Source organism: Mycetocola reblochoni REB411, from assembly GCF_900163835.1.
GTDB lineage: Bacteria > Actinomycetota > Actinomycetes > Actinomycetales > Microbacteriaceae > Mycetocola_B > Mycetocola_B reblochoni.
This window is the reverse complement of sequence record NZ_FUKR01000074.1, coordinates 1-9524: the sequence shown is the minus strand read 5'-3', so window position 1 is coordinate 9524 and position 9524 is coordinate 1. Positions and strand designations below refer to the sequence as shown.

Here is a 9524-nt window from a genome sequence, read left to right as displayed (position 1 = left end):
CCCGTGCCCGTGCCCGTGCCCGTGCCCGTGCCCGTGCCCGTGCCCGTGCCCGTGCTCCTGCTCCTGCTCGTGTTCGTCGTCGGGCCGGTGCCGGAGCGCGTCGGCCCGATCGGGGACCGCCGCCGCCGCGAAGCCCGCGATCGCCGGAGCCACGTCCTCGACGACCCCGAGGACGGTCAGCGTCGGAAGCTCACGGTCGCGGATGCCGCGCAGTTCGTCGTCGCCGACCTCGGCCGCGAGGCGAAGCAGCCGGGTGAAGCCGGCCGTCGTCGTCTCGTCGGGGCGGAGGCGGCGGATCACGCCCTCCATCCTGCCGCGGGAGGGCGCGCCATGCGAGCCGCGCAGATCGCGCTTGACGCGGTCGGACTCATTTGACAAACTGCTTTTGTTATATCGCTTTACAGAATTAGAGCGACCGCAGATGACATCGCAACGACGCGAGGTGGAGGAACACATGGGAGTGGACCCATTCGATCTGACCGGCAAGGTCTCCGTGGTGACGGGTGGCCGCCAGGGCATCGGCAAGGTGGTCGCGGGCGGACTCGCCGCACGCGGCTCTGACGTCGTCATCGTCGACGTCGCCGACGCGAGCGAGGTGGCCTCGGCCATCGCCGCCGAGCACGGCGTCCGCACGCTCGCGCTCAGCTGCGACGTGACGGACCCCGAACAGGTCGCGGCGACCATCGCGGCGGCAGCGGAGCACATGGGCACCCTCGACCTGCTCTTCAACAACGTCGGGATCTGCCTGCACAAGCCCGCGCTGGAGTGCACGCCGGAGGACTTCACCACCGTCGTCAACGTCAACCTCAACGGCATCTTCTTCGTCGCGCAGGCCTTCGCCCGCTACCTCGTCGAGCAGGGCAAGCCGGGGAACATCGTCAACACGGCGTCCATGTCCGGCACGATCGTCAACATCCCGCAGGGCCAGGCGTCCTACAACGCCTCCAAGGCCGGCGTCGCCCACCTGTCCAAGTCGCTCGCCGTCGAGTGGGTGCCCTACGACATCAGGGTGAACTCGATCTCCCCCGGCTACATCAACACCGAGATGACCGGGAACGTCCGCGAGGACTGGCGCCGCACCTGGACGGACATGATCCCCGTCAAGCGGATGGGGTCGCCGGAGGAGCTCGTCGGAGCGGTCGTGTACCTGCTGTCGGACGCCGCCACCTACACCACCGGCACCGACCTCATCGTCGACGGGGCGTTCACCGTCGTCTAAATCGTGATCGCGCGCTACAGCGGCGCGCGCGCACCACACGGTCGCCATCGTGGTCGACCGGATCTCAATGAAGAGAATCAGAAGGAGAAGCACCCAGATGCGTTTCACAAAGGCAGTCACAGCCGTCGCTGCGGGGGCGGTCGTCGCCCTCGCGCTCACGTCCTGCTCCGGCGGGACCGACACCGCGGACGGGGGGAGCAAGGGCGAGATCTGGTACTCGACCAAGAACTCCACCGAGCTCGTCCACGTCGCCATGGCGGAGGGGGTCACGGGCGCCGCCGACATGCTCGGCTACTCGGGCCAGGTCACCGTCGCCGAGGCGGACGCCTCCAAGCAGAACGACCAGATGAACAACCTCGTCCAGAACATCGCCCCCGCGGCGATCGTGCTCAACCCCTACGACTCGGAGAGCGTCTCCGACGTCATCGAGCGGGCCAACACGGCCGACATCCCCATCGCCGTCATCGACAACAAGGCCAACAACGCCACCGTCGACGTGTCGGTCCTGTTCGACTCCGTCGAGTCGGGAAAGAAGGCCGGCGAGGAGGCCATCCGCCTGCTCGAGGAGAAGAACGGCGAGCCGAAGGGCGTCGTCGTCAACCTCTACGGCGAGCTCGTCTCGCAGGTGTTCAAGGAGCGCTCGGAGGGCTTCGAGTCGGTCATCAAGGAGTACCCCGACGTCGAGCTCATCTCGGTGCTCGGCGCCCCCGAGGCCGACGTCGCCACGAGCGCGCTGAACAACGTCATCGCCGACGCGAAGTCCTCCGGCAAGACCATCGACCTGATCAACACCCCGACCGACACGGCCACGCTCGGCGCCATCGAGTCGCTGAAGACCAACAACATGTGGGCCAAGGCCGGCGAGGACGACCACGTGGCGTTCATCTCGCACGACGGCCTCGGCGAGGTCCTCGACCTGGTCGAGGAGGGCTACATCGACGTGGAGGTCGTCATCGACGTGTTCGGTGTCGGCGGCATCGCCACCGAGGTCCTCAACGCCTACCCGATCGCCGGTGAGGAGGTGCCGACGTCCGGCACCTTCACCCCCGAGGGCAAGTACCTCAACACCGAGGTGACCTTCACCGAGGGCGACAGCGGCCCGACGATCATGCTCGACCCCGTCGTGGTGACCGCGGACGACGCCGACAACCCGCTCATCTGGGGCAACTCGGAGGGCTGATCCCGGTTCGCCCGTGCCGCCGCATCGGTGACGATGCGGCGGCACGGGCCCCGTCTGGAGGTTTCACACATGAGTACAGAACAGCCCCTGCTGCAGGTCCGCAGCGTGTCCAAGACGTTCGGCGTGACCCGTGCGCTGACCGACGTCAGCCTCGAGGTCGGCGCGGGCGAGATCCACTCGCTTCTCGGCCGGAACGGTGCGGGGAAGTCGACGGTGGTCAACATCATCGCCGGCATCTACGCGCCCACAACCGGCGAGGTGCTCTTCGACGGTGTCGACATCCGCCAGCTGAGCATCTTCCAGCGCCAGAGCCTGGGCATCCGACTGGTGCCCCAGCACGAGAACTCCTTCCAGGACCTCAGCGTCGCCGAGAACATCTTCACCGGCGTGCTGCCCACCCGCGGAGCCTTCGTCGACTGGAAGACCATCCACAGGGAGGCGGCCGCCGAGCTCGCCTCCTACGGGCTCCACGTCGACCCGAAGACCCCGGTGCGCGAGCTCAGCTCCATCGACGCACGCAAGCTCAACATCATCCGGGCCATGCACTCCGGCGCGAAGCTCATCATCCTCGACGAGCCGACCACCGCCCTCACCAGCAGGGAGAGGGCGGAGCTGTTCCAGTTCGTCCGCGCCCTGCAGGAGCGCGGCACGGCGTTCATCTTCATCTCGCACTACCTCGGCGAGGTGAGGGAGCTGTCGAAGTCCATCACCGTTCTCCGCGACGGGCGCGCCTACAGCGTCGACAACGTCGCGGAGGCCTCGGAGGCGTACCTCGGCAACCTCGTCGCCGGCGAGGACGTCGAGCTGACGATGCGCGACGCGAGCACGGCCCCGGGGGCCGCGGCGACGTTCGTCGAGGCCAGCGGGCTCACCGGCGAGCACCTCGACGACGTGAGCCTGTCGATCCGCAAGGGCGAGATCCTCGGCGTCGTCGGCTTCCCCGGCTCCGGGGCGCGCGAGTTCTGCCGGACCCTCGCCGGGGTGAACCGCCGCGAGGCGGGGACCGTGACGATCGACGGCAGGCCGGTCAGCCTGGCCAACCCGCAGAACGCCATCCGCAACGGGATCGCCTACATCTCCTACGACCGGCACCGCGAGGGCATCCTGCCGAGCTTCGACATCAACGAGAACATCGGCGTCGCCGGCCACGGCGGCAAGCTGCGCACGCTCGGCGGGTTCGTCAACCTGGCCCTGCAGAAGCAGCTGTCCCGCGACTACCGCGACGAGCTGAAGATCAAGTCCAACTCGATCTTCGAACCGATGGAGAGCCTGTCCGGCGGAAACCAGCAGAAGGTCATCGTCGGGCGCGCGCTGAACATCGACCCGCGACTGCTCATCCTCGACGAGCCGACCGTCGGCATCGACATCAAGAGCCGCGAGGAGATCATCTCCACCGTGCTGCGGCTCACCCGGGAGGGCATGTCGACGATCTACCTGACGAACGACTACGAGGAGCTGCTGCGCGTCGCCGACCGCCTGGTCTTCTTCGACGACGGCGAGATCGTGGCCGTCCTCGACAACAACGACATCACCATCGACGAACTCATCGCGATCCGCGATCGAGCAAAGGAAACGGCATGACCTTCAACGAGACCTCCGCGATCGCGCTCAAGGAGTCGTTCGCCCCCAAGAAGTTCCTCGACTTCGCGATGAACCAGGCGGTGTGGATCCTCCTGGTGCTGGCGATCGTCGTCATGGGCATCTTCCGCCCGTCGTTCTACTCCTTCGGGATCCTCAGCAACATCCTCGTGCAGGCCACCGTGCTCGGCCTGCTCGCGATCGCCATCTCGATGGTGATCATCCTCGGCGACATCAACCTGTCCACGGTCGGGACGGCGGGCTTCTCGGCGTTGTCGGGGGTGCTGGCGATGAAATCCGGACTCCCCGTGATCCTGTCGATCCTGCTCATCCTCGTGGTCGGCTCCCTCATCGGCCTGGTCAACGGCCTCATCGTGACCAAGCTGAAGGCGAACGCGCTCATCACGACGCTCGCGATGAACATGGTGCTCATGGGGGCGCTGCTGGCGATCACCGGCGGCACCTCGATCTCGCAGCTGCCCGACTCCTACAAGTTCGTCAGCCAGAGCAACATCGGCGGCTTCCCGATCCTCCCGATCGTCATGTTCGCGGTGTTCGCGCTGTTCTACGTGATCTGGCAGCGCACCCGCTTCGGCCGCGCGCTGTTCGCGGTGGGCGGCAACCCGCGCGGTGCGTACATCGCCGGCATCAACGTCGACCGCGTGAAGATCGGCGCGTACGTCGTCTCCGGCCTGCTCTGCGGTCTCGCCGGCTGGCTGCTGTCCGGCTACATGGGAGCCGTGACCTCCAGCTTCGGCAGCAGCTACGAGATGCAGGTCATCGCCGCGGCGGTCATCGGCGGCGTCTCGCTGACCGGTGGAAAGGGCAGCATGCAGGGCGTCCTCGCCGGCACGCTCCTGCTCACCGTGATCCAGGTCGGGCTCGCCATCCTCGGCATCCCCCAGACGCTGATCACGCTGGCCGGCGGCCTGATGATCTTCGCCGCGGTGCTGATCGATGCGCTCCGAAACCTCTACAACTCCAGAGTATGAGCCGGGTCCCGGCGCCCCGCGGTCGAGCGGGGCGCCGGGCCCGAGTAGGGTGACTCTGACGGAGACCGGCGGCGCGAGAGGCCGGGGCGGTCCCGGTGCGACCGGAGGGTATTCTGCGATGCCAGCATCCGTGACGGCCACACGAACGCGCCGCGCGATCTACGAGTTCGTGCGCGAGCGCGGCCTCGCCACGAAGAACGACATCTCCAGGGAGCTGGGGCTCAGCCTGCCGACGGTGTCCAAGTACCTCAACGAGTTCCGGCAGCAGAACCTCATCGAGAAGAAGGCGAAGCTGTCCTCCGGCGCGCAGGGCGGCCGCAGCCCCATCGGCTATGCCTGCGTCGCCGGCGGGCGGCTCTCCGTCGGTGTGGACGTCACCAGGGACGGCGTGACCTGCCTCATCGTCGACCTCGCCCGCGACGTCGTCGTCGAGCGGACCGTCCCGCGCGCCTACGAGCGCTCCGACGCGTACTGCCGCTTCGTCGCCGAGGCGGTCGGGGCCACGATCGAGGAGTCGGGCGTCGACGCCAGGCGCATCCTCGGCGTCGGCATCGCGATGCCCGGCCTCATCAGCGAGGCGACCGGACGCGTCACCTACGGGCGGGTGCTCGACAACCTGGGCATGTCCGCCGAGGACTTCGGCCGGCACCTGCCCTACCCGACCCGCCTCGTCCACGACTCGGACGCGGCGGGGCGCGCGGAGTTCTGGTCTGAGACGGTGCTGGAGAACGCCTTCTACATCAGCCTGTCCCGCAGTGTCGGCGGCTCGGTGCTCGTCCGCGGGCGGATCCACCGCGGCGACGGCGAGTTCGCCGGCGAGATCGGGCACCTGCACCTGCACGACGACGGGGAGCGGTGCTACTGCGGTCAGTACGGCTGCCTGGACCCGTACTGCAACGCGACGGTGCTGACGGCCGCCGCCGGCGGCTCGCTCGAGCGGTTCTTCCGCGGGCTCGACGCGGGCGACCCCGAGCTGCTCGCGGTGTGGGACCGCTACACCTCCGACCTGGCCAGGGCCCTGCACAGCATCCGCGCGCTCTTCGGCTGCACCATCATCCTCGGCGGCGACGTCGGCCCGCTCATCCGCGGTCACATCGACGGCATCCGCGACAAGGTCGACCGGATCAGCTTCCTCAACTCCAACGCGGAGTCGTTCCTCGTCGCCAGCCGCTACAGCGACCAGCCCGTCGCGACGGGGGCCGCGCTGAGCTTCGTCGACGAGTTCCGGCGGAGCCTCGGGCCGCTCGGCGAGGACCACCACCCCTCCGCATCGTCGTCGCCCGCCGCGCCGGACGACCGCCGCCGTTCCGCCCCGGCGTCCTGACGGCGGCGAACGACACCCGCCAGGCCCGGCGCCACGAGCACCACGCGCGACACCAATGAAAGGACCCACCATGCAGTCAGTCGTCTTCGGCATCGACGTCGGCACCTCCAGCACCAAGGCGGTGCTCGCGACGCTCGACGGCACGGTCGTCGGATCGGCGACGCGCGAGCACGAGGTGTCCCGGCCCCGGCAGGGCCACGTCGAGATGGACCCGGCGGTGTGGTGGGATGAGCTGCGCGCGCTCGCGGCCGAGCTGCTCCAGGCCCACCCCGACGTCGCGGTCCAGGCGGTCGGCGTCAGCGGCATGGGCCCGTGCGTGGCCCTCGCCGACGCCGCCGGTCACCCCGTCCGCCCCGCGATCCTGTACGGCGTCGACACGAGGGCGACGGCCGAGATCGAGGAGTGGACGACCCGGCTGGGTGGCGACGACGCGGTGCTCCAGCGTGGCGGATCGGTCCTGACCACGCAGGCCGCCGGGCCGAAGATCGCCTGGGTCGCCCGCCACGAGCCGGAGGCGTACGCGCGGGCGAGCCGCCTGTTCATGCCCGCGAGCTTCCTCGCCTGGAACCTCACCGGCGCGTACGTCCTCGACCACCAGTCGGCCTCCCAGTGCACGCCGATGTACGACATCGAGGCGGGCGACTGGTATGAGCCGTGGGCCGCGCAGATCGCCGAGGGCATCGAGCTGCCCCGCCTGGGCTGGGCCGGCGACACCGCCGGAACGGTGACGGCGGAGGCCGCAGCCGCGACCGGGCTGCCCGAGGGCGTGCCCGTCACGATCGGCACCATCGACGCCTGGTCGGAGGCGCTGTCCGTCGACGCCCACAACCCCGGCGACCTGATGCTCATGTACGGGACGACGATGTTCTTCGTCAACACCGTCGAGACGCCCGTGCGCAGCCCCTCCCTGTGGGGAACGGCCGGCGCGCTTCCCGGCACCCGCAGCATCGCCGGGGGAATGGCGACCTCGGGCGCGGTGACGAACTGGCTGCGCTCGCTGTACGGGTCGCCGGACTTCTCGGAGCTGCTGAGCGAGGCGGTCGACTCCGGGGCCGGTGCTCGCGGCCTGCTGATGCTGCCGTACTTCGCCGGGGAGCGCACGCCGATCATGGACCCGTCCGCCCGCGGCGTCATCGCCGGGCTCACGGTGAGTCACACCCGCGGCGACCTGTACCGGGCGGCGCTGGAGGCCACCGGGCTGGCCGTCAGGCACAACATCGAGTCGATCGAGGCGGCGGGCGGCGACATCCGCCGGGTCGTCGCGGTCGGCGGCGGCACCCGCGGCGACGTCTGGACGCAGATCGTCTGCGACATCAGCGGCCGCGAGCAGGTGATCCCGCGCGAGACGATCGGTGCGAGCTACGGCGTGGCCTGGCTGGCCGCGAACCTGGTCACCACGATCAGCGCGGCCGAGTGGAACCCGCCCGCCCGCGTGCTCACGCCGCGGCCGGAGAACGTCGAGGGCTACCAGGAGCTGTTCGGGCTGTACCGCGAGCTGTACGAGGCGACGGCTCCGATCGCGCACGCGCTAGCTGCGAGGCAGCTGGCGGCCGATGACGGTCCGCGCTAGCACGCTCGTGCCCGCGCGACCCCTCGCCGCCTGGCGGCCGGTAGCGTTGGCCGGCGGACCGCCTAGAGGTACCCCGTCGTCGGATCGATGGCCGCGAGGAAGTTGCGAATCTCCGCATCGTGCTGCGCTCGACCGAGTGGTTCGGGCCTGCGGGACACGGAGAAGCCGTACCCGTCGTTGGGTCCGCTGACCCAGTCGTAGTGGTGGCTTCCGTCGTGAACGCGCCTGCGCACACGGAAGGTCTCGCCGTCGACCTCGATGCGCTCCACAAAGACGTCGGAGAAGCCGTCCGCTGCCAGGGGGGCGTAAGCCCCTTCCTCGGAGTTGTCCGGTCGACTCATCGGCCCAAGCTAGCAGCGGACTGGGGGCGCCGCGACCGCGTCAACGACAGTCGGGCGTGGTGTGACTCGTTGGTGACCGTCGACCGCCGTGGTTGGTGGTCGACGACGCGGCCGAGCAGGTAGGCGTCGTGCTCGACGTCGAGCCGATCCGGACGCGGTGACCCACCGGACGTGTGCCTGGGTCCGGTGGTGCTCTCTCCATCGGGCTGGACACCGCACTGCCCGCACACCATCTGGTGGAGCTGGACGGCTCATGGGGCTTCGCCACAGTGGATGAGGTTCAGTGGCCGGGGAAGAGCTACTCGAGCGTGATCATGACTCGCGCGCTTTGGTGAGGCCATGCGGTGTAGGCACGCCCACCTGTTTGGGCATGATCACCAGGAGCGGCTCGCCTCGATGCGGTCCAGCCAGTCGCCGAGCAGCGCGCCGACCAGCTGCGGGTGCTCCAGGTGCAGGTTGTGCCCGGCGCCATCGAGTGCGACGACGGTGCCGTGCGGGTAGTGCTCGACGGTGGCGAGGCCGTCGGCGTAGCCGACCACCTGGTCCTGCCGGCCGAAGACGTGCAACGCCGGTGCGGTGAACACGGGCGCATCCGCCTCGGGCGAGGGGCCGTCGGCGTAGTTCTCGCCGAGCCGGTCGAGCACGGCGGCGTCGGCGCCGTGCAGGCCCGGGAGGACGTAGCGTTCGAAGGCTCGCAGGGTGTGCGGCGTCTGGACGACGGACAGCTCCTCGAAGTCGGCCCGCGCCGCCCCCGCACTCTCGAGCACGCCGGGATCGCGCCGGGCGACCTGATGCGCGGGCAGCGTCCTGTCGCCGTGCGCCAGCCGGAACACCCCGGCGAGCGTGGCCAGGCCGAGGCAGCGTTCGGCGAGCCGGTGGGCCGCGTGGCGGGCGAGCACGGCGCCGAAGGAGTTGCCGATGATGGCGAAGTCGCCGTCGCCGATGATCCCGCGCACCTCGTCGACGAGCGCCTCGGCGAGCTGGGACGGCGTCGACTCCCCGGTGTCCTCCGCCCCCTCGGCCCAGGGGAGGTCGAGGTAGATCCGCCGCCAGCCGTCGCGGTCGAGCGCGCCGTCCAGGGGAAGCATGATCCGGTGGTCGACCTCGAAGCCGTGGATCAGGATGATCGGTGTTCCGGTGCCGCGGGCTTCTGCAATCACCCGACGATCGTATGCCGCGCCACCGACGTCGTGGTGCGCGGCGCCCCGCACGCCGCCTGCGCGGGCCGGTCCCGCCGTGGAGCGGACGACGGGACCGGCGCGCGGCTAGGGCGTGTCTCCTAATAGGGTCGCCCAGGTGAGGCAGGCGTGGAGGACGGCT

General features: G+C 69.6%; 8 protein-coding genes and 1 pseudogene. 6 read left to right on the top strand and 3 right to left on the bottom strand.

Going from position 1 to position 9524, the window contains the following annotated elements; genetic code table 11:
• A pseudogene (locus FM119_RS12855) lies at nucleotides 1-378 on the bottom strand (hypothetical protein); the annotation flags it as partial.
• Between the two features lie 82 nt (nucleotides 379-460).
• Between FM119_RS12855 and FM119_RS12850 the strand changes: the two are divergent.
• From FM119_RS12850 to FM119_RS12825, 6 genes are all read left to right on the top strand, one after another.
• A complete protein-coding gene (locus FM119_RS12850; protein ID WP_218778787.1) occupies nucleotides 461-1219 on the top strand; it encodes an SDR family oxidoreductase in 759 nt (252 codons plus the stop codon).
• Between the two features lie 97 nt (nucleotides 1220-1316).
• Nucleotides 1317-2399 (top strand): sugar ABC transporter substrate-binding protein, encoded by a 1083-nt coding sequence (locus FM119_RS12845; RefSeq protein WP_179205339.1) that lies wholly within the window; start codon nucleotides 1317-1319, stop codon nucleotides 2397-2399.
• Nucleotides 2400-2468: 69 nt separating this feature from the next.
• Entirely contained in the window at nucleotides 2469-3980 is a 1512-nt protein-coding gene (locus tag FM119_RS12840; RefSeq protein WP_087138560.1) for a sugar ABC transporter ATP-binding protein, read from the top strand.
• Nucleotides 3977-4969, top strand: coding sequence for an ABC transporter permease (locus FM119_RS12835; protein WP_087138559.1), 993 nt, complete (start codon nucleotides 3977-3979; stop codon nucleotides 4967-4969). Before FM119_RS12840 ends, FM119_RS12835 begins: the two co-directional genes overlap by 4 nt.
• A gap of 118 nt (nucleotides 4970-5087) precedes the next feature.
• Entirely contained in the window at nucleotides 5088-6293 is a 1206-nt protein-coding gene (locus tag FM119_RS12830) for an ROK family transcriptional regulator (protein WP_179205338.1), read from the top strand.
• A gap of 70 nt (nucleotides 6294-6363) precedes the next feature.
• Nucleotides 6364-7863, top strand: a complete 1500-nt coding sequence (locus FM119_RS12825; RefSeq protein WP_218778786.1) for an FGGY-family carbohydrate kinase — start codon at nucleotides 6364-6366, stop codon at nucleotides 7861-7863.
• A gap of 62 nt (nucleotides 7864-7925) precedes the next feature.
• Here the strand turns inward: FM119_RS12825 and FM119_RS12820 are convergent, their stop codons facing one another.
• Both FM119_RS12820 and FM119_RS12815 read right to left on the bottom strand, forming a co-directional pair.
• The gene (locus tag FM119_RS12820; RefSeq protein WP_143822721.1) at nucleotides 7926-8204 is read right to left on the bottom strand and encodes a hypothetical protein; all 279 of its coding nucleotides are present in this window, start codon (nucleotides 8202-8204) and stop codon (nucleotides 7926-7928) included.
• A 374-nt stretch (nucleotides 8205-8578) separates the two neighbouring features.
• Entirely contained in the window at nucleotides 8579-9364 is a 786-nt protein-coding gene (locus FM119_RS12815) for an alpha/beta fold hydrolase (RefSeq protein WP_087138555.1), read from the bottom strand.
• Nucleotides 9365-9524: the final 160 nt, after the last annotated feature.